We start from the raw sequence: 16,505 nt of genomic DNA on the forward strand, positions 1-16,505 counted from the left end.
CTTTTAGATATTATTCAGCAAGTTTAAACACCGATTAGGTATAATTTCTTATTCACTATTTTTTGTATCCCCCTTATGGCTGAAAAGTTAATTAATTCTCCGGTAAATCATTGGTGTGAATTCGAGTTCATTTCTAAAACGGTGAAGAACCCAAATATTCATATCAAAGGGAATTATTCCTACTATTCAGCTTATTGGGATCAGGGTTTTGAGCGTTGTGTAGTGCGTTATTTACATGATAAGCCTGCAACGCCTGAGAAGCCGATTGATCAGCTCTATATCGGCAATTTCGTCTGTTTCGGCGCAGAATGTGTGATTATGATGGGTGGCAACCAGTTACACCGTACCGATTGGATTTCAGCATTTCCGTTCGATACACGTAGTTTTGTGCCTGCTGGGGACACAGTCATTGGTGATGGGTGTTGGATTGGCTCTCGTGCCATGATTATGCAAGGGGTGAAGCTTGGTGAAGGTGCTGTAGTCGCTACAGGTGCAGTAGTCACTAAAGACGTACCGCCTTATGCTGTTGTAGGTGGTGTACCTGCAAAAATTATTAAATACCGCTTCCCACAAGAAGATATTGAAAAACTGCTTTCCCTTAAAATCTACGATATTGATGAAAAGCAGTTTTTAAAAATGCGTGAGCAGTTGCAGACGGATGATGTGAATAAAATTGTCAGTTTTTTTTAAATGCAAATAATCGTATTTATTAAACTTTACGAGCTAAAGCTTCTTCTTTATTGATGATTTCACATTTTGTATCTATATATACTTGCTCTGTTTCACAGTCAATATTGCTATAAACATTACAAGATATATATTGCTCATATGACCTACCGTATATATCTTGATATACGACTTTAAAAAGTCTCGAAAAATCGAATTTCCCTTCTAAAAACTCATATGCGCACTGACCATCAATTTCAAAAGTAATATTGCATGTCTGTGAGTTTTCAAACTTATAAAGTCTTTTTTGAATATCGGGTTGTCCTTTTCGTGATCTAACTATCAAATTCCTAGCAAGTTCTCCCAAATTAGTAATTTTTAATTGAAACTCTATTCTTTTATCTATGTAAGTATCGATAATATTATCATTTTCATCATAAATAGGTTCATCAACTTCATAGTTGTTAGACATATTAAAATCATATTCAAAATATGGTTGAACCTCAAAATGCTTTTGTTTCAACTCTTCTTCATATACTGCAGCTAGACGTGTTTGTTGCTCTACAGAAGCTTGCATTTCCTTTACTTGAGCTAGCAATGCTTTACTACTAGTATTTAATTCTTTCGCTTGCATTTTTAAAGCTTCAGAATTTTGCCTTAAACCTTCGCCTTGTTGGTAAAAACCTGCGACAAGCCAAAAAAATCCAAGTGGTGCAAATGTTCCAGCAATAAAATCCCCTATCGCATTTAGCTCAAGACCCGTTAAAGTTCCTCTTTTTATGATCAATAGGCAAAAAATAAATACGATCCATAAAATAGAAATACTACCAACAATATTTTTAGAGAAAATTTTATCCATATGAAATTTATAAATCTTTTATCAATCTAAAAAGTATATCTATTAGCTTAATAATTTAACAGGCATAAAAAAACCCACTCAATCGGAGTGGGTTTTTCAGAATATGGTGGCTATGACGAGACTTGAACTTGTGACCCCCGCATTATGAGTGCGGTGCTCTAACCAACTGAGCTACATAGCCTTAAACTGTGGGCGCATTATGGGTTTTTCTGTTTAGAACGTCAAGCCCATATTGTGCTGATTGATCAAAATTTGGTGAAGTGAGCCGATAAGCCGGGTTCTGTCGAGAACGATCATTCCTCTAGGCGTACAATCACTCATACGCTCAAGCGACCTACCCGGATCCAGCATGGGCCATGCCTAAAGGATCCCTATTTGGTCTTGCTTCCGGTGGGGTTTACCATGCCATGAACTGTTACCAGTCATGCGGTGCGCTCTTACCGCACCCTTTCACCCTTACCTCCGATTCCGATTGCTCGAAACCATAATGAAGGCGGTCTACTCTCTGCTGCACTTTCCGTCGGCTCACGCCGCCCAGGCGTTACCTGGCACCTTGCCCTATGAAGCCCGGACTTTCCTCCCCTGCTTCAATCACGGAGATCTCCACAGCAGCGATCGTCTGGCTCACTTCGAGCCGCATAGTACCAAATCTGGCGACTAATTGCTTGATGTTTTTTGAGCAGTCAGTTTTTCATACTTGGCCTGAAGCTCCTCACGGGTCTCGGCATGGTTCGGATCAAGCGGGATACAGTCCACAGGACAAAATAACTGGCACTGTGGTTTGTCGTGATGTCCGACGCATTCTGTACACAGGTTTGGGTTAATTTCATAGATGACGTCACCCATGAAAATTGCCTCATTCGGACAGACAGGTTCACAGACATCACAATTGATACATTCATCGGTGATATATAAAGACACTCTACCAACCTTGTTGAAGTTTACGCTCGAAGGCTTCAACCACGTTTGGCGGAACAAACTTGGTCACATCACCTCTTAAACGAGCAATTTCACGCACCAATGTGGATGAAATAAAAGAATATTGCTCTGAAGGGGTTAAAAATACCGCTTCAAAATGAGAATCCAGTTGACGGTTCATGTTGGCCAGCTGGAATTCATACTCAAAATCGGACACTGCACGTAAACCACGCAACACCGCTGTCGCATTCTGCTCGCGGAAGAAGTTCACCAGCAGGCCATCAAATCCTACAAATTCAACATTGTTCAAATGGCTTAATGACGTTTGGGCCAGTTCAACTCGTTCTTCCAGACTAAATACCGGGTTTTTGTGATGTCCGATGGCAATCGCAACTACAACTTCATCAAACATCTTTGCTGCGCGGGTCACCAAATCAATATGGCCATTGGTGATCGGATCAAAAGTTCCCGGATAAATTACACGAGTTTTAGTCATCCATTTGTACTCTGTTTATTGTGTAAGTTTCCATTTTAACAAAATCTTCATTTTTTAGTGAAGAAACTCCATCAATTTAAACACTTCAACTCAATAAAAGTTACGGTACAATAGCTGTAACTTTGGAAGTGTCTGATTATGGCGAAAGCAACTGTAGTTAAAAAAAATAACGGCGGAACGATTGCTCTGAACAAACGTGCCCGTCACGATTATTTTATTGAAGAAAAATTTGAAGCTGGACTTTCCTTGCAAGGCTGGGAAGTAAAATCCCTGCGTGCCGGTCGTATGAGTATTGTGGAGAGCTATATCACCTTTAAAAATGGTGAAGCCTTCCTGTTCGGCGCACAGATTCAGCCTTTACTGAGTGCATCTACCCATGTTGTCCCTGAAGCGACGCGTACCCGTAAACTGCTGCTGAAACGCCGTGAAATTGAAAAACTCATGGGCGCGATCAACCAGAAAGGTTATTCCTGTGTACCACTGGCCTGTTACTGGAAAGGCCCGCATGCCAAGCTGGAAATTGCGTTGGTAAAAGGTAAACAGTTACACGACAAGCGTGCATCTGAAAAAGACCGTGACTGGCAACGTGATAAAGCGCGTATTTTCCATAAATAATGCCAGCAATAAAAAACCTCCAATGAATGGAGGTTTTTTTACAGATCGAATTAGGCTTTTAGATTCAGACGAGCTAGTGTCAAGGCAATATATTCACCAAACCAGATCGCGGTTTGTAAATCCCCTTCCGGTGGTGTTACTTCAACAGGTGCATTGTCAGATTGGGTCATAAGGCCCAGAAAGCTCGACATACGATTCAGATCGGTAGTGGAACGACCTGTCGGCATTAACGGTAGACCTGACCACAACATGCCATGTTGCATCGCAAACAGATTAATCTGCTGCAAGACAGCCAGCTTGTCCCCACTTAAACCACCACCATTGGTGAAGGCTGCTGCCAGCTTGCCTTGCCAGCTACGTGCCAGCCAGCGCTTGGAAGACTGCTCCATAAACAACTTCATGGCAGAGGTTAGACTACCCATATAGGTTGGACAGCCAAATACAATCGCATCGGCAGCGTCCAGCACCTCCCAATCCACCTGTTCCACATTCATCATATACACCTGGACACCAGTTTTTTGTGCGCCTTCGGCAATGAAGTTTGCCACTTTAGCCGTGTGTCCATAAGGACTGTGATAAACAATCGCAACAGATTGGGAAGATAGGGACATAACAATCAAAAACCAAGAATTTCAATCAAGTTTAACATTTTCATGCTATAAACACGAATGTTGCCATACGTCCGGTTTTGGCTTCACGGCGATAAGAAAAGTATTCATTCGCCTGACGATATGAACACTGATCGCCACCTAAAACAGTCTCAACGCCCTGCTGCTGCAAGATGTAACGCGCTATCGCATACAGATCCGCATAGTATTTTCCGGCCTGTTCCCCTGCCTGAAATGCACTGTCCAGTTCAGGATATTTGGAACAGAAAGCTTCTCTTACTTCTGCGCCAATTTCAAAACAAGGCTGGCTGATGGCCGCACCAAGCCACGCCCAGGTAGGCTTGGTTTGCATCGCGGCAATAGTATTTTCAACGATACCGCCTGCCAGCCCACGCCAACCCGCATGCAGATTGGCCACTTCAGTGCCTTCGGTATTACCCAGCACCACTGGCAAGCAGTCTGCCGTCATCATCATCAAGGCATGGGCCTTGCGCTGTGTGACCAGACCATCACCGATCAGCGCATCGAAAGGCATCTGCTCATTGATGGTATGACAAATGGTGCTATGCGTCTGTGTCATCCAGGTAATTTTGTCCACACCAAAAGGCTGGAAGTCTTTCAACAGCTGGATGCGGTGCTTCTGCACTCGCACCGGATCGTCCTTGACATGCAAAGCCAGGTTAAAGCCGGCCAGTTCTGGCTGGGCTGAAGGCTGTACCTGTTCATGATGAACACGGGTCTGACCCACATAAACGCCTTGAGGCAAACCTTGTACAAATTGCATGTCGCTTCCCTTTTAATGACTGCTAATAGAATGAAAAATTAATAGGCCTTGTTTTCGCTACGCAGCACTTCAACCAGATTGGCGAAGTCTTCTGGCCATGGCGCATTAAAGGTCATTTCTTCTTTAGTGCGTGGATGCTTCAGACCTAGAGTCGCTGCATGCAGTGCCTGACGTTTAAAACCACGCAAGGTGTCATCTAGCAATTGCGAAGCACCGGCTGGCATACGCACACGTGGCATATAGACCTGATCACCCACCAGACCATAGCCCAGGTAGCTAAAGTGCACACGAATCTGGTGCGTACGACCGGTTTCCAGACGTGCCTGAATACGGGTGAAATGCTGGAAGCGTTCTTTCACATTGTAGTGCGTCACCGCTTCCTTACCGCCTGGCAGGACTGCCATTTTCACACGATCAACCGGATGACGTTTAATCGGTTCATCAATGGTACCGCCGGCAATGATGTTGCCATAGACAATCAGGTCATACACACGGTAAACGGTCTTTTTCTCAAGCTGCTTACTAAGCGCAAACTGCGCTTCCAGATTTTTTGCGACAACCAATAGGCCACTAGTGTCTTTATCGATCCGGTGCACTAAACCTGCACGCGCCAGTTCAGAAGATTTCGGATAATGATGCAGCAAAGCATTGACCAGTGTACCAGTCATATTACCTGCACCCGGATGCACCACCATGCCTACTGGTTTGTTAATGACAATGATGTCATCATCTTCATAGACGATATCCAGTGGAATATCTTCAGGCAGACTACGGGTTTGTGCCTCCAGTTCAACGTTTAAAGTCAGGGTTTCAAAACCGTCACTTTTAAATTTTGGCTTAACTGGTTGACCATTCACTAATAAATTGCCGTCTTTGATCCATTGCTTGAGCTTTTCTCGAGAAAAATCGCTCCAGACCATGGCTGCAATCTGGTCGATACGTTGCCCGATATAACTTTCATCCAATTGAAATTGCAACGATAAACGTGTTGCAGTTGCGTCTGAAGTATGGTTATCTGCATCCTCAGAATCTTCAAGTAAATTGAAATCAGTATCAGGGATATTAGAATTGGAAGATTGTGCTTGACTCATTTGCTCATTCAGACAAAAGTGGTTTAATAGTGCAATTGTAGCTCATTGCCCGTATTAACAGAGGAATTTTTATGTCGCTACCACATTATAAAATGACAATGCTTGCTGTGACGTTAGGCATTGCATCGGCAATGGTAGGCTGTAGCAGTAATCCAAAAAAAGAAGTCGTGGACAAAGGTCCAGAATCTAGCGAACAGGTTTATATCCAAAAAGCGCAGAACGCGCTAGATCGCAAACAATATACTGATGCAGCAAAACAGCTCGAAGCACTGGAAACCTATTATCCAACCAGCCAGTATGCACCGCAGGCGCAACTGGAACTGCTCTATGTCAAATTCCAACAAAAAGATTATGAAGGTGCAGTCGCACTGGCAGAACGCTTTATCCGTCTGAATCCGCAACATCCAAATGTCGACTATGCTTACTATGTTCGTGGTGTAGCGAATATGGAGCAGAACTATAATGGCCTGCTGCGTTATACCTCACTAAAACAGTCGCACCGTGATGTGAGCTACCTGAAAGTGGCTTACCAGAATTTTGTCGATTTCATTCGTCGCTATCCATCAAGTACCTATGCTGTAGACGCTGCACAGCGCATGAAGTTTATCGGTCAGGAACTGGCAGAAAGCGAAATGAATGCAGCCCGTTTCAATATTAAGCGTAAAGCATATCTGGCTGCTGTTGAACGTGGTTTATGGGTAATTGAACACTATCCACAAACTCCACAGATTCCAGAAGCGCTGGCAACCGTTGCTTACGGCTATGACAAGGTAGGTGACAAAGCCACAGCACAGCAATATATCGAAGTACTGAAACTGAACTATCCAGGTCTGGTGAATGCTGATGGTACTGTGAACCTGCGTGCAGCACGTAGTGAAGGCAGTTTCTTCAACCGTGCGACTTTGGGTATTTTCGGTAAAGAAGCCAAAACCGTGACCGATACGTCTAGCCAGTCGTCTGAAGTCCAGGCAGAAAAACGCAGTCTGACCAATCGTATGACGTTTGGCCTACTCGATCGTCCTAAAACTAATGAAACTGAGCTACCTGAACCGACTGCTGAATAAGCCAACTGTTACAGGTGCATTTTTGCGAAGGGCAAGTTATCATACTTGCCCTTTTGCATTTTCTGAGCAATGCTTGAACAAATTGTACAAACAGGTTATACCAATTAATTCATCTATAGCGTTGGATGAATCATCCTACTCTTAATTTTCAATGATTTAACACCTAAATAACGCAGCACGAGAAGCTTAGCAAACCATGGCCATTCCTCAACATACGATTGATCAGATTCTCGATCGCACCGATATTGTCGATGTGATTGGTCAATACGTGAAACTAAAAAAAACTGGCCGTACTTATTCCGGCTGTTGCCCTTTCCATCAGGAAAAATCGCCTTCTTTCCACGTGTATCGTGATAAGCAGTATTTCCACTGCTTTGGCTGTCAGGCCAATGGTAATGCCATCCGTTTTTTAATGGATATTGGCAGCCGTAATTTCATTGAAGTGATGAAAGACCTGTCTAGCCAGACCGGGATTGAACTGCCTAAAGATAATAAAGATTCCAACCGCTTAAAATACAAACGCGAAGCCAAACCGAAACCGATTGCAGCACCACCAGCAAAAACTGCGGATACATCTACAAATCCAGCGCCTGAACAGTCTGCTTATTTTGATCCATTTGCTGAAATTCAGGCACCTGAAGCTGAATTTTATACAGATGACCCTTTTGCTGCTTTTGAGCAAATGCCTGCAGCAGAAGCACAAGCAGATGGCAACTTATACGACCTGCTGGAGAATATCGCGCAGTTTTATGAGCGCCAATTACCCAATAGTCCAAGTGCCCAGCAGTATTTTAAACAGCGTGGTCTGACCGCAGAAACGATTGCCTACTGGCGACTCGGGTATGCACCGGAAGACTGGCAACATCTGGAAAAAGCCTTTCCGCAGGATATTGAAGGTCTCAAACTTTTAGGTCTGATTCGTACTAGCGATAGTGGCCGGGATTTTGACCTGCTCCGTGATCGGGTCATCTTCCCGATTCGTGATAGCAAAGGTCGCGTGGTTGGTTTTGGTGGTCGTGCGCTGAATGACGAGATCAAACCGAAATATATCAACTCACCCGATTCAGAAGTTTTCCATAAAAACCAGTTATTGTATGGCCTGTATGAAGGTCGCAAGCAGAAAGCCCAAGACTGGTTAATGGTAGAAGGCTATATGGATGTCATTGCCTTGCAGCAATATGGCATTCATGGTGCAGTAGCTACTTTGGGAACAGCAAGTAATACTGATCACCTAAATATTCTGTTCAAGCAGAATAACCGGATTACCATTGCTTTTGATGGTGATGCGGCTGGACAAAAAGCGGCACGCCGTACTCTGGAAATTGCCCTACCCCTGCTCAATGATGGGCGTGAGCTAAAATTCTTTGTCTTGCCGAATGACCATGACCCAGACTCCCTGATTCGTCGTGAAGGCATTGAAAATTTCCGCCGCCTGCTGGATCAGGCACCGCTACTCTCTGACTTTGTCTTTGCCCATCTCACTCAGAATCATGATATTGCAACGCCTGAAGGTAAAAGTCAGGTGATGGGAGAACTACGTCAGCTAACCGAATTGTTACCCAAAGCTGGCTCATTCCGTTATCTGCTGCAACAGTTCTTTCGGGAAAAACTCGGTTTTAGCCGCAAATGGCAACCCAAAGTTAATAATGATGCATCTCTAAGCTTCAGTACTAAAATTGATGCCGAAGAATATGTCATTGCAATTCTGTTGAATCATCCATATCTGTATATCCATTTTGAACCATTACGCGCATTAGTCAGTGAAGATCAATTGCTATTCAAGATCCTGAATATATTTAATGTGATTTTCGATGAATTGCCGGATGATCCGGAACTGTCGACCTATTATGTACTCGGTGCCTGTGCTGCACATCATCATGAGTTACAGCATATCTTGCAACACGCCAATGTCAGCGATTACACCTCTTCTCCTGAGCAGGCAGACAAACTGGCGGCAGACTTCTCGATCAAGCTGCAATATCAGTGTCTACAACACAAATTAAAATCGAAAAAGTTTAGTAGTATTGCGGAGATGAAAAATCTCAAGATGCGGATTTATGAAATTGATAAAAAACGTTCCATGACCTTGCTCGAAGATTAAAAACCAAGAAATAAAAAAGGCGTTTATTTTAAACGCCCTTTAAATATCGGGAAGTTAACTCAATATAGTCAAACTACTTTATTATTCATACAGGATTCGAAAAAAACTTGAAATAACTCATCGACTGAGTCGATCAACCATTCTTTACGCTTACGTTTAACCCATGCCCACATCTGTTCTATAGGATTTAAATCAGGGCTGTATGCAGGAAGCCAAAGGATTTTATGCCCTTGTTGTTCCAATAACTCCTGAATATCTGCTCTTTTATGAAATGCTGCATTATCCATAACCACTACACTATTTTCTGGTAATGCTGGTATGAGGAATTGCTCAATCCAAAAATGAAAAACATCTGAATTGATTTTGCAGTCAAATAAACCGACTGAAAATAACTTACCCTCATGGATTGCTCCAATGGCATTGGTCTGATTCTTTAATTGCCAATTATATTGCCCTAAACAGGGTACTCCTTTTCGTGAGTAGCCATGAGGTCTGTAATCATGTGACTTAAAACCACTTTCATCCACATAAATAATCGGGTGGTTTGTTTCTAATTCATTCACTTGCTGAATAAATTTATCCCTAAGCTTTGTATCTGCTTTAGGATGGCTTAACGTCTTTTTTTAACTGTAATATTTAAGCGCTTTAATGCAGCACCAATAGATGAAACACCACAATTAAAACGTGCAGCACGTTCATATTGATAAGCATCAGGATACTTTTCAACATCTTCACGTAAAGCATCATCGTTAATTTTAGAAGGTTTACGTACACGAGTTTTTTTAATCTCTATACGTTTCTTCCATTCAACAATGGTATTTTTATTAATTTCAAATTGTGCAGCTACCGCTCGAATAGAATAACCTTCCTCAAGTTTAGCTAAAATTTTACGTCTAAAATGTTCTGAATAACTCATTGCACCATTGTATTGGTTTTATAATGATTTGACTATATCATCTTAATGTTTAACCTTACGGCGATGCTGTACCACGTCCTGTAAACTATTCTGTAGCATTTCAAAATAGCTTGGATCTTCAGCTTTGGCAGCTTCACGCAGCATGATTGAGGTGGGATGCAGAAGTTTTTGGGTCAAACGATGCGAAAATTCGGCCAATACTGTTTCAGCACTTTCACCTTTGGCAATACGTTGCATAGCAGTTGCCAGTTCTTCCTGACACAGGCTTTCCCCATAATCCCGATAAGCATGAATCGTACTACCCGCCTTACGCAGCTTCTGCTGAGTGATCAACTCGGTCGCCAGTTGATTAACCATGACTTCCGCTTCGACCGCTGCCTGACGACGCTGCGCCAGGTTTTCATCGATCACGCTTTGCAGATCGTCTACGCCGTAGAGATAAACTCCATCCAGCTTTTCAACTTTTGGATCAATATCACGTGGGACAGCCAGATCGACCAACAGCATTTGCTGGTAACGGCGCTTCTTTAAAGCGGCTTTAACATCCGGATAGTGAATAACTTGATGCAAACTGCCGGTACAACTAGAAATCACATCTGCACGATGCAGGTTTGCTGCCAGCTGATCAAAATCAATAATTTCTACATCTGCACGATGCGCAATTTCCTGCGCCAAATTCTCTGCACGAGCACGAGTGCGGTTACAGATAATGATTTTTCCGACGCCCATTTCTGCCAGATGTTTGGCCACCAGAGTGTTCATTTCCCCGGCGGCTACCACCATCACAGTCAATTGCTCAGGTCGGCTAAATACTTGCAATGCTAATTGTGCGACTGCATAACCCATTGATACTGCATGACTACCGACCGCTGTTTCCGAGCGCACACGCTTGGCCGCATAAAAGGCATATTCAAAGATACGATTCAGGTTTTGCGAAACGGTCTTGGATTCTTTGGCAAGGGAAAGTGCAGTTTTGACCTGTCCCAGAATCTGCGGTTCACCAAGCATCAGGGAGTCGAGACCACTGGCGACACGCATCAGATGAGTGACGGCTTGCGCATTCTCATAGCGATAAACGTGATTCTGCAATTGCTTGGAATCAATACCATTGGTCTGGGCGAGCCAGTTCAGCACCATGTCGACATTGTCCGACATAGCGTAAACTTCAGTCCGGTTACATGTAGACACCACCACCATATCATTCAGTACAGGGTGCTGGCTTTGCTCGGCAAGTAAAATGCTTAACTTTTCAGGGTTAAAAGCAATCTTTTCGCGCAGCTCTACAGAGGCAGTTTGATGGTTGACACCCAATGCAAAGAAAGACATATCAGGTCATCATTTCACTAAATTTATGCTATTGTGCAACATCGGTGTCATAAAAAGCATTACTTGGATAAAGAAAAATTGCGTCTAACAACTAGCCGTATAAACGGCCCTACCATTAAGCAATATTCTACCACATTCTTGCTGGTGGTTAGCATGGCTTCAACTGCTCATCTTTATGCAGCAGAAGCAGTTTACCATGCAAATCAAAATTATGATGCGATAAAACAAAGTATGATAGCCGAGTTCGCACTCGCCTATCGCGATATTCCAAACGCTTTACACAACTATACTGTGCTGGCCATTAAAAGCAATTCCACCGCGGTTAAACAGCGCGCGCTCAATATCGCCCTCGAACATGAAGACCTGAATGCAGCGCTGGATATTTCTACCCACTGGGTCGTCCAAGAACCGCAAGATGTTCCGGCATTATTCTATCTGGCACATATTGCTTTAAAAGCGCATGAGTACGAACTGGCGGCAGAAACGCTAGAAAAGATCCTGAAAATTGATGATAACGCCGATCTGGAAGAAATTCTGGCCGGGATTGCCCCGGATGAGCCAGATGACCGTGAATATTTAATTCAGGCTCTAAGTACCAGTAAAGCTAAAGACAATCCTTCGATTCTGGTGCTGGTCGCCGGTCTGGAAGCACAAAAAGGTCAGTTAGAGCAGGCTCTCAATACCATCAACCGTGCATTAAAAAAACGTCCAAAGTCGACTGGCTATATCCTAATGAAAGCCAATCTGTTGGCAGCATTGGGTAACAATGAGGAAACGCTGAAATGGTACGAGAAGGCCAGTCGCAAACATCGCAACAACATGGATATACGTCTGGCTGAGGTCAAATACCTGATCAAGCTGAATGAAGCTGAAAAGGCCTTACAGAAACTAGAAACGATCCTGAAAAAATCACCACAACACGAAGAAGCGTTGTTTATTGCCGGCTTAACCAGTATTGACCTGCAGCAATATGAACGGGCCGAAAAATATCTGGTGGAGCTCCGTTATTCGGCTCAGTACCAGAATGAAGCCTATTACTATCTGGCGGTCAATGCAGAACGCAAACAACATTATGAAACTGCCAAAGCCTATTACCGCCTGGTGGATGGCAGCCTGTATACGGTCTCACGACGCAATATCATTGCTATCTTTGCCGAGCAGGATAAACTGCATGATGCGCTGCGCTTTCTGACTCAGGAACGGGTCAATTATCCGCAACATGCCAGTTTCCTGTATCTGGCTCAGGCGGATATTTTGAAACGCATGAATAATAAGAACGCAGCGATCCGGATTCTGGAAGAAGCCAGCAAAAACCTGCCGGATGATCCGGAACTGGTCTATGCTCAAGTCTTATTGTTAGATCCACATGAAGATCGTGATCAACTGGATCAGCTGTTAAAAACCCTGCTTAAAATCGAGCCGAATAGTCCAACCTATCTGAATGCTTATGCCTATACGCTGGCTCGTCAAAATCGTCGTCTGGATGAAGCACGGCGCTATGCTGAACAGGCACTGGAATACGCACCAGAACAGGCTTCTATTCTGGATACCTATGGCTACATCTGTTACCTGCAGAATGACTTTGCCACAGCTGCCCAGGTGCTGCTTAAAGCCTATGAACTAAATCCAAGTGCGAAAATTGGTGTCCGTTATGCACGTTCGCTTTATATGAAAGGCGATCTACAACAATTCCATCAAGTGTTACAACAATTACAACAAAACCATCCAAATGACCCAGAATTAAACCAACTTAATTCGCTATTGTTAGCACCACAATCCTGAACGAGTCCATTCTTTTATGCGCAACATAAGTACTTTAGGCTGCTGTTTCCTTGCTTCTACTGCCCTACTCATGAGTGGCTGTCAGCAGATGGTTCAGCAAAAAGCTCCTGTCACGCCATCGGTACAGGCTAAAAACCAGTTCCAGCTGCAAGGTAAAATCGGGGTACGAACCCCTCAGCAAAGCGGCAGTGCCTTTTTTACCTGGGTTCAGCAGCAGGAAGAGTTTGATATTGAACTGACTGGTATTTTAGGTGCCGGAAAAACCCAGATTTCAGGTACTCCTGGTCAGGTAACTTTGAATAGTGCCAAAACCGGCCTGATCAAGGCAGCAACAGCAGAAGAATTACTGCAACGTGCAACCGGCTGGCAAGCTCCGATTAGCCATTTAGTCGATTGGGTACAGGCACGTCCCGCGACACAATCTGCCCAGATCCAGAAAGACAGCTCACAGCGTATCAGCCAGATTATTGAACAAGGCTGGACGGTAGACCTCAGTTATAACCAGCAGGCAACTGTTCCAAACCGCTTGATTTTAAAGCAGTCGCTTGAGAATGGGGGTGAAAACCGTATTACAATGGTGATTCAAAACCGTTAACTGGTCTGATGCAAGCCTATGATGATTCGTGTTCCCTCACCTGCAAAACTGAATTTGTTTCTCCATATCACCGGTCGTCGTCCGGATGGTTATCACGAGCTGCAAAGTATCTTTCAATTGATAGATTTGTGTGACTGGCTAGAGTTTGAGCAAACAGATGATCGGCAGATTCAGATTGAAGGTTTGTCCTCAGTCGATCTGGAACAGAATCTCATCTATCGTGCAGCGCAGATTTTGCAGCCTTATGCCAAAGCGCCTTCTGGTCTGATCATTCGACTGGAGAAAAATATTCCTATGGGTGCAGGTCTTGGTGGTGGCTCATCCAATGCCGCAACAACCCTGATTGTGCTGAATCAGTTATGGTATTGTGGCTTAAATTCCGAGCAACTGGCAGAGCTCGGTGTCAAACTGGGCGCGGATGTGCCCATTTTTGTTCATGGTCGCAATGCTTGGGCTGAAGGTATTGGTGAACACTTAACATTCATAGACTTAGATCAAAAACAGTTCATTGTGTTAAAACCTGACTGTTTTATCAGCACTCAACAGCTTTTTTCACAAAAAACGTTGACAAGAGACACGAAGAGCTCTAAATTTTGCGCCTATCAGATAAAGCCATCTGATTTCGGAAATAACTTTGAGCCAGTGGCAAGAAGCCTATATCCAGAAGTCGATGAGGCAATGCAATATCTCGACCAGTTCGGTGTTGCAAAGCTTACAGGTACAGGTGCTTGTGTTTTTATCGAGGTAACTGATGATATGAATGTGACCGACATTCTTGAGAATGCACCATGTAAATCTTACCTGGTGAACAGTCTGCAAGAATCGCCATTACATCATTTCAAGGTTCAATAGGGGTATCGCCAAGTGGTAAGGCACCGGGTTTTGATCTCGGCATCCGTTGGTTCGAATCCAGCTACCCCTGCCATTATTCACCTGTAGATGTACTGTATTAGGGGTATCGCCAAGTGGTAAGGCACCGGGTTTTGATCTCGGCATCCGTTGGTTCGAATCCAGCTACCCCTGCCATCTTACAGTTCATCAAATTTAGGGGCGTCGCCAAGTGGTAAGGCACCGGGTTTTGATCTCGGCATCCGTTGGTTCGAATCCAGCCGCCCCTGCCATTTTCTCGAAAAAAGACAGAACATCATTTGCTGTAAGACTGTTAATTTACCTTGACACAATACCGCAAAAATATTAAAGTTCTGCCGCATTAGGGGTATCGCCAAGTGGTAAGGCACCGGGTTTTGATCTCGGCATCCGTTGGTTCGAATCCAGCTACCCCTGCCATCTACTTCCATACATACCAACCGCCAAGGGTGCTTCATGCCCAATCTTGTCGTTTTTAGTGGAACCGCGCATCCACAATTCGCTCAAAAAGTCGTAAGTCACTTACATATTCCTCTAGGCGCTGCCTCTGTAGGCCAGTTCTCTGATGGCGAAATCGCTGTTGAGATTACTGAAAATGTTCGTGGTAAAGACGTATTCATCGTACAACCTACTTGTGCACCGACCAATGATAACCTGATGGAAATCCTGGTCATGGCTGACGCGTTACGCCGTGCAAGTGCTGGTCGTATTACTGCCGTGATTCCTTACTTCGGTTATGCCCGTCAAGACCGTCGTCCCCGTTCAAGCCGTGTGCCGATTACTGCAAAAGTTGTTGCAGATATGCTGACCACTGTAGGTATTGACCGTGTGGTGATGATTGATCTTCACGCCGACCAGATCCAAGGTTTCTTCGATATTCCTGTAGACAACATCTACGGTACGCCAGCCCTACTTGCTGACTTACGCCAACAACAGCATCATAACCTGATGGTTGTTTCTCCTGACGTAGGTGGTGTAGTTCGTGCTCGTGCTGTTGCGAAACAGATGGGTGATATCGACCTGGCGATCATCGATAAACGTCGTCAAAAAGCGAATGAATCACAAGTGATGCATTTGATTGGTGATGTGAAAGATCGTGACTGTGTGATCGTTGATGACATGGTGGATACTGCTGGTACGCTTTGTAAAGCTGCTGATGCGTTGAAAACTTTCGGTGCCCGCAAAGTGGTTGCTTACGCGACTCACCCAGTATTGTCTGGCAAAGCACTCGAAAATCTGAAAAATTCTGTGATCGATGAGCTGGTTGTGACTGACACCATCCCTCTTTCAGAAGAAGCTTTAGCTCTTGGCAAGATTCGCCAGGTTTCAGTTGCAAGCATGGTTGCTGAAACAATTCGTCGTATCAATAACGAAGAATCTATTAGCGCAATGTTCGATTCTTATCTATAATAGTGCGCTGAATTTCCAAAGCCCTGCCATTTGGCGGGGCTTTCTATCACCGGATCGGTCGCAGGTCCGGTTCATTTAAAACTTAAATAGGATGTCTATCATGGCAAACTTCGTATTAAACGCAGAAGCACGTGAAGTAGCACAGCAAGGGAAAGGTTCGAGCCGCCGCCTTCGTCATGCTGCTAAAGTTCCAGCTATCATCTATGGTGGCGAAGCTGCTCCTGTAGCTGTTTCTCTTGAACTTCGTCAGCTTGTTAAATTCTTAGAAAGCAACTCATTCTTCGAAGAAGTAATCGAAATTGATGTAAACGGTAAAGTTGAAAGCGTTAAAATCCAAGCGTTACAACGTCACCCAGCTAAAAACACTCCAATGCACGCTGACTTCAAACGCGCATAAGTGTTAATGG

The 16,505-nt window shown here is 44.1% G+C and carries 18 protein-coding genes, 5 tRNA genes and 1 other RNA gene; 13 read left to right on the forward strand and 11 right to left on the reverse strand.

Annotation, left to right across the window (positions count from 1 at the left end; all coding sequences use genetic code 11):
• Positions 1-75: 75 nt before the first annotated feature.
• Positions 76-690, forward strand: coding sequence for a CatB-related O-acetyltransferase (locus ACWM1W_RS11355; RefSeq protein WP_004784815.1), 615 nt, complete (start codon positions 76-78; stop codon positions 688-690).
• Between the two features lie 19 nt (positions 691-709).
• Here ACWM1W_RS11355 and ACWM1W_RS11360 read toward each other — a convergent pair whose 3' ends face one another.
• The 5 genes from ACWM1W_RS11360 to coaD form a co-directional block, all read right to left on the reverse strand.
• Positions 710-1,525 (reverse strand): hypothetical protein, encoded by an 816-nt coding sequence (locus ACWM1W_RS11360; protein WP_004784817.1) that lies wholly within the window; start codon positions 1,523-1,525, stop codon positions 710-712.
• A gap of 104 nt (positions 1,526-1,629) precedes the next feature.
• Positions 1,630-1,706, reverse strand: a tRNA-Met gene (locus ACWM1W_RS11365).
• 72 nt (positions 1,707-1,778) lie between these two features.
• Positions 1,779-2,156: RNase P RNA component class A (gene rnpB, locus ACWM1W_RS11370), an RNA gene on the reverse strand.
• A 26-nt stretch (positions 2,157-2,182) separates the two neighbouring features.
• Positions 2,183-2,446 (reverse strand): YfhL family 4Fe-4S dicluster ferredoxin, encoded by a 264-nt coding sequence (locus ACWM1W_RS11375; protein WP_034590121.1) that lies wholly within the window; start codon positions 2,444-2,446, stop codon positions 2,183-2,185.
• Between the two features lies 1 nt (position 2,447).
• Complete coding sequence (coaD, locus tag ACWM1W_RS11380; protein ID WP_004784820.1) at positions 2,448-2,939, reverse strand: pantetheine-phosphate adenylyltransferase; 492 nt, start codon at positions 2,937-2,939, stop codon at positions 2,448-2,450.
• A 138-nt stretch (positions 2,940-3,077) separates the two neighbouring features.
• On the opposite strand from coaD, the gene smpB reads away from it, so the two are divergent.
• Positions 3,078-3,554 (forward strand): SsrA-binding protein SmpB, encoded by a 477-nt coding sequence (smpB, locus tag ACWM1W_RS11385; RefSeq protein ID WP_004784822.1) that lies wholly within the window; start codon positions 3,078-3,080, stop codon positions 3,552-3,554.
• A gap of 50 nt (positions 3,555-3,604) precedes the next feature.
• On the opposite strand, the gene ACWM1W_RS11390 is transcribed toward smpB, so the two are convergent.
• The 3 genes from ACWM1W_RS11390 to rluD are packed head-to-tail and all read right to left on the reverse strand — an operon-like array spanning position 3,605 to position 6,037.
• Entirely contained in the window at positions 3,605-4,165 is a 561-nt protein-coding gene (locus ACWM1W_RS11390; RefSeq protein WP_004784824.1) for a flavodoxin family protein, read from the reverse strand.
• A 40-nt stretch (positions 4,166-4,205) separates the two neighbouring features.
• Positions 4,206-4,946, reverse strand: a complete 741-nt coding sequence (pgeF, locus tag ACWM1W_RS11395) for a peptidoglycan editing factor PgeF (RefSeq protein WP_004784825.1) — start codon at positions 4,944-4,946, stop codon at positions 4,206-4,208.
• A 38-nt stretch (positions 4,947-4,984) separates the two neighbouring features.
• The gene (gene rluD, locus ACWM1W_RS11400) at positions 4,985-6,037 is read right to left on the reverse strand and encodes a 23S rRNA pseudouridine(1911/1915/1917) synthase RluD (protein WP_004784827.1); all 1,053 of its coding nucleotides are present in this window, start codon (positions 6,035-6,037) and stop codon (positions 4,985-4,987) included.
• Positions 6,038-6,108: 71 nt separating this feature from the next.
• On the opposite strand from rluD, the gene ACWM1W_RS11405 reads away from it, so the two are divergent.
• Both ACWM1W_RS11405 and ACWM1W_RS11410 read left to right on the forward strand, forming a co-directional pair.
• Positions 6,109-7,101 carry an outer membrane protein assembly factor BamD gene (locus ACWM1W_RS11405; RefSeq protein ID WP_004784828.1) on the forward strand — a complete coding sequence of 331 codons (993 nt, stop codon included), beginning with the start codon at positions 6,109-6,111 and terminating at the stop codon, positions 7,099-7,101.
• A 196-nt stretch (positions 7,102-7,297) separates the two neighbouring features.
• Entirely contained in the window at positions 7,298-9,202 is a 1,905-nt protein-coding gene (locus tag ACWM1W_RS11410; protein WP_004784830.1) for a DNA primase, read from the forward strand.
• Between the two features lie 68 nt (positions 9,203-9,270).
• On the opposite strand, the gene ACWM1W_RS11415 is transcribed toward ACWM1W_RS11410, so the two are convergent.
• From ACWM1W_RS11415 to hemA, 3 genes are read right to left on the reverse strand one after another with little or no spacing between them, the layout of a single operon-like run.
• Positions 9,271-9,765: an IS630 family transposase gene (locus ACWM1W_RS11415; protein WP_004785793.1), complete on the reverse strand. Its 495-nt coding sequence runs from the start codon at positions 9,763-9,765 to the stop codon at positions 9,271-9,273.
• Positions 9,766-9,812: 47 nt separating this feature from the next.
• The gene (locus ACWM1W_RS11420) at positions 9,813-10,118 is read right to left on the reverse strand and encodes an IS630 transposase-related protein (protein WP_000122230.1); all 306 of its coding nucleotides are present in this window, start codon (positions 10,116-10,118) and stop codon (positions 9,813-9,815) included.
• 42 nt (positions 10,119-10,160) lie between these two features.
• Entirely contained in the window at positions 10,161-11,444 is a 1,284-nt protein-coding gene (gene hemA / locus ACWM1W_RS11425; RefSeq protein ID WP_004784832.1) for a glutamyl-tRNA reductase, read from the reverse strand.
• 78 nt (positions 11,445-11,522) lie between these two features.
• Here hemA and ACWM1W_RS11430 point away from each other — a divergent pair, with 78 nt between their 5' ends.
• From ACWM1W_RS11430 to rplY, 9 genes are all read left to right on the forward strand, one after another.
• A complete protein-coding gene (locus ACWM1W_RS11430) occupies positions 11,523-13,226 on the forward strand; it encodes a tetratricopeptide repeat protein (RefSeq protein ID WP_004784833.1) in 1,704 nt (567 codons plus the stop codon).
• A 16-nt stretch (positions 13,227-13,242) separates the two neighbouring features.
• On the forward strand, positions 13,243-13,821 hold the full coding sequence (gene lolB, locus ACWM1W_RS11435) for a lipoprotein insertase outer membrane protein LolB (RefSeq protein ID WP_004784835.1): 579 nt from the start codon (positions 13,243-13,245) through the stop codon (positions 13,819-13,821).
• A 21-nt stretch (positions 13,822-13,842) separates the two neighbouring features.
• Positions 13,843-14,673, forward strand: coding sequence for a 4-(cytidine 5'-diphospho)-2-C-methyl-D-erythritol kinase (gene ispE / locus ACWM1W_RS11440; protein ID WP_034590165.1), 831 nt, complete (start codon positions 13,843-13,845; stop codon positions 14,671-14,673).
• A tRNA-Gln gene (locus ACWM1W_RS11445) sits at positions 14,672-14,746 on the forward strand. The genes ispE and ACWM1W_RS11445 overlap by 2 nt, the downstream gene beginning before the upstream one ends.
• A 26-nt stretch (positions 14,747-14,772) precedes the next feature.
• A tRNA-Gln gene (locus ACWM1W_RS11450) sits at positions 14,773-14,847 on the forward strand.
• A 20-nt stretch (positions 14,848-14,867) separates the two neighbouring features.
• A tRNA-Gln gene (locus ACWM1W_RS11455) sits at positions 14,868-14,942 on the forward strand.
• Between the two features lie 91 nt (positions 14,943-15,033).
• Positions 15,034-15,108 (forward strand) — tRNA-Gln (locus ACWM1W_RS11460).
• 36 nt (positions 15,109-15,144) lie between these two features.
• Positions 15,145-16,098, forward strand: coding sequence for a ribose-phosphate pyrophosphokinase (locus ACWM1W_RS11465; RefSeq protein ID WP_004784839.1), 954 nt, complete (start codon positions 15,145-15,147; stop codon positions 16,096-16,098).
• 100 nt (positions 16,099-16,198) lie between these two features.
• On the forward strand, positions 16,199-16,495 hold the full coding sequence (gene rplY, locus ACWM1W_RS11470) for a 50S ribosomal protein L25 (protein WP_004784841.1): 297 nt from the start codon (positions 16,199-16,201) through the stop codon (positions 16,493-16,495).
• Positions 16,496-16,505: the final 10 nt, after the last annotated feature.

Source organism: Acinetobacter sp. TW_SC_4, assembly GCF_054861205.1.

What these genes read in the sequence shown, in the direction of transcription:
- ACWM1W_RS11465 (WP_004784839.1), top strand. Translation starts at nt 15,145, where the DNA reads ATGCCCAATCTTGTCGTTTTTAGTGGAACCGCGCATCCACAATTCGCT.
- ACWM1W_RS11420 (WP_000122230.1), bottom strand. Translation starts at nt 10,118, where the DNA reads ATGAGTTATTCAGAACATTTTAGACGTAAAATTTTAGCTAAACTTGAG.
- lolB (WP_004784835.1), top strand. Translation starts at nt 13,243, where the DNA reads ATGCGCAACATAAGTACTTTAGGCTGCTGTTTCCTTGCTTCTACTGCC.
- rluD (WP_004784827.1), bottom strand. Translation starts at nt 6,037, where the DNA reads ATGAGTCAAGCACAATCTTCCAATTCTAATATCCCTGATACTGATTTC.
- ACWM1W_RS11405 (WP_004784828.1), top strand. Translation starts at nt 6,109, where the DNA reads ATGTCGCTACCACATTATAAAATGACAATGCTTGCTGTGACGTTAGGC.
- rplY (WP_004784841.1), top strand. Translation starts at nt 16,199, where the DNA reads ATGGCAAACTTCGTATTAAACGCAGAAGCACGTGAAGTAGCACAGCAA.
- ispE (WP_034590165.1), top strand. Translation starts at nt 13,843, where the DNA reads ATGATTCGTGTTCCCTCACCTGCAAAACTGAATTTGTTTCTCCATATC.
- smpB (WP_004784822.1), top strand. Translation starts at nt 3,078, where the DNA reads ATGGCGAAAGCAACTGTAGTTAAAAAAAATAACGGCGGAACGATTGCT.
- coaD (WP_004784820.1), bottom strand. Translation starts at nt 2,939, where the DNA reads ATGACTAAAACTCGTGTAATTTATCCGGGAACTTTTGATCCGATCACC.
- ACWM1W_RS11360 (WP_004784817.1), bottom strand. Translation starts at nt 1,525, where the DNA reads ATGGATAAAATTTTCTCTAAAAATATTGTTGGTAGTATTTCTATTTTA.
- ACWM1W_RS11410 (WP_004784830.1), top strand. Translation starts at nt 7,298, where the DNA reads ATGGCCATTCCTCAACATACGATTGATCAGATTCTCGATCGCACCGAT.
- pgeF (WP_004784825.1), bottom strand. Translation starts at nt 4,946, where the DNA reads ATGCAATTTGTACAAGGTTTGCCTCAAGGCGTTTATGTGGGTCAGACC.
- hemA (WP_004784832.1), bottom strand. Translation starts at nt 11,444, where the DNA reads ATGTCTTTCTTTGCATTGGGTGTCAACCATCAAACTGCCTCTGTAGAG.
- ACWM1W_RS11355 (WP_004784815.1), top strand. Translation starts at nt 76, where the DNA reads ATGGCTGAAAAGTTAATTAATTCTCCGGTAAATCATTGGTGTGAATTC.
- ACWM1W_RS11390 (WP_004784824.1), bottom strand. Translation starts at nt 4,165, where the DNA reads ATGTCCCTATCTTCCCAATCTGTTGCGATTGTTTATCACAGTCCTTAT.